The sequence below is a fragment of the Streptomyces sp. NPDC054840 genome, assembly GCF_053611065.1.
Window position 1 is genome coordinate 1 of sequence record NZ_JBSGZP010000905.1, and the last position, 2,382, is coordinate 2,382.

Below are 2,382 nucleotides of genomic sequence, written 5' to 3' on the forward strand. Positions count from 1 at the left end.
GATCCGGACGGCACCGGGCCCGCGCCGACGGGCGGCCCGGCGGGCGGGCCCACCGGCAGAGCCGCGGGCGCAGCCACGGGCGGGCGCCCGTCGCACATCCCGCCGCCGCCGGCCGCACCCGTGCCGCGCCCCGCGTTCCGGCCGGTGACCATCCGTACGGCCCGCGACGCGGTGGCCACGGCCGCGCTGTACCTGCGCTGGCTCGGCTTCCGGGACGTACGGCAGCCCGACGGACGTCCGATCCCCGCGGCGACGGTGGACCTGCGCGCTCCGGGCCTGGTGGCCCAGGTGGACCCGACCACGGCCCCGGCCGGGCTGCGGGCGGTGGAGTGCGTCTGGCTGAACGGGCTCACGGCTTCCGCGACCAGCGTCTACTTCGCGCTCGCGGGCTACACGGAAGATGCCCGGGCCCGCGCGAACGATCTCGGGATACCCCTCTTCGTCATGGACCTGACGGGCATGCCGCAGCCGGTCAACGACCCGGCGGACGCGCTGGTCGGCCCGGACGCGTAGGGGCTTTCGGCACAGGAGGACCGGGCGGGATCCGCAAGCTACCCCCTAAGCTCGTAGGCATTGCCTACTTCCTGCCCAGGAGAGCCCGATGAGCCTGTACGACATCCCGCTGACCACCCTGTCCGACGAGCCCACCAGCCTGGCCGCCCACAAGGGCAAGGCGATCCTCCTGGTGAACACCGCCTCGCAGTGCGGGCTCACGCCGCAGTACTCGGGACTGGCCCGCCTGCAGTTCGCGTACGAGGCGAAGGGCTTCACGGTCATAGGCGTGCCCTGCAACCAGTTCGGCGAGCAGGAGCCCGGCACCGCCGAGGACATCCAGACCTTCTGCGCGGCCGGTTTCGGCGTCACCTTCCCGATGCTGGAGAAGTCCGAGGTCAACGGCGAGAACCGGCACCCGCTCTACACGGAGCTGGTGAAGACCCCGGACGCGGAGGGCGCGGCCGGGGACATCCAATGGAACTTCGAGAAGTTCCTGATCTCCCCCGCCGGCGAGGTCGTGGCCCGCTTCCGCCCGCGCACCGAGCCCGAGGCCCCCGAGGTCATCGCGGCGATCGAGGCGCACCTGCCCGCGTAGCGCTCCCGCGGGTACTCCCTCAGGCCGGTGGGTCGTCCCGTACGGGCCGCTGCGCGCGCCCGGCACCCTGTTCCGCAGCGCGCGCGGCGACCCGTAGGCGTCCCGAAGGCGTCCCGTCCCGCTCAGTCCAGCTCTGCCTCGTCGTACTCCCCCGCCGACCCGGCCGCGGTGAGCTCCCGCAGCTCCACCCGGCGGATCTTGCCGGACACGGTCTTCGGGAGCTCGGCGAACTCGATGCGGCGAATCCGCTTGTACGGGGACAGCACCGCGCGGGAGTGCTCGAACAGCACCCGGGCCGTCTCCGGCCCGGGCTCCCAGCCGCCCGCGAGGGTGATGTACGCCTTCGGGACCGCCAGCCGCAGCGCGTCCGGGGCCGGCACGACGGCGGCCTCGGCCACCGCCTCGTGCTCCAGCAGGGCGCTCTCCAGCTCGAACGGGCTGATCTTGTAATCCGAGGCCTTGAATACATCGTCGGAGCGCCCGACGTAAGTGAGGTACCCGTCGGCGTCGCGCGCGGCGATGTCACCGGTGCGGTAGAGCCCGTCCGCCATCGCCTCGGCCGTGCGCCCGGGATCATCGCGGTAACCGGTCGTCACCCCGGCGGGCCGGGTGCGCAGGTCCACGCAGAGCTCGCCCTCGTCGGGGGACTCCTTGCCGGTGACCTGGTCCAGCAGGACGATCTCGTAGCCGGGTGCCGGGCGGCCCATGGAGCCGGGCTTGACGGGCGCCCCTGGGAAGTTCCCGACCTGGAGGGTGGTCTCGGTCTGGCCGAATCCGTCGCGAATGGTGACGCCCCAGGCCGCGCGGACCCGCTCGATGACCTCCGGATTGAGCGGCTCCCCGGCGGCGACGGCCTCGCGCGGGGGGCTGGTCAGCTTGGTGAGGTCGGACTGGATCAGCATCCGCCACACGGTGGGCGGGGCACAGAAGGTGGTCACGCCGTGCCGGTCCATCTCGGCCATCAGTCGCTCGGCGTCGAAGCGCGTGTAGTTGTGGACGAAAACGGTCGCTCCGGCGTTCCACGGGGCGAAGAGGTTGGACCAGGCGTGCTTGGCCCAGCCCGGCGAGGCGATGTTGAGGTGCACGTCGCCGGGGCGCAGCCCGAGCCAGTACATGGTGGAGAGGTGCCCGATGGGGTACGAGGCGTGCGTGTGCTCCACGAGCTTGGGGCGGTCGGTGGTACCGGAGGTGAAGTACAGCATCAGCGGGTCGGTGGCGAAAGTCTCTCCGTCCGGCGTGAAATCGCCGTCGACGGCCGCCGTGTCGGCCAGCCGCAGCCAGCCGTCGGGGAC

General features: G+C 72.4%; 3 protein-coding genes. 2 read left to right on the forward strand and 1 reads right to left on the reverse strand.

The features are described from left to right. Both ACWGIU_RS35765 and ACWGIU_RS35770 read left to right on the forward strand, forming a co-directional pair. Nucleotides 1-513: hypothetical protein (locus tag ACWGIU_RS35765; protein ID WP_453712259.1), on the forward strand; the 513-nt coding region annotated here is incomplete at its 5' end. A gap of 88 nt (nt 514-601) precedes the next feature. Beyond that, on the forward strand, nt 602-1,090 hold the full coding sequence (locus ACWGIU_RS35770; protein ID WP_453712260.1) for a glutathione peroxidase: 489 nt from the start codon (nt 602-604) through the stop codon (nt 1,088-1,090). A 122-nt stretch (nt 1,091-1,212) separates the two neighbouring features. On the opposite strand, the gene ACWGIU_RS35775 is transcribed toward ACWGIU_RS35770, so the two are convergent. Further along, nucleotides 1,213-2,382 (reverse strand): AMP-binding protein (locus ACWGIU_RS35775; protein WP_453712261.1); only part of this gene is annotated, 1,170 nt, incomplete at its 5' end.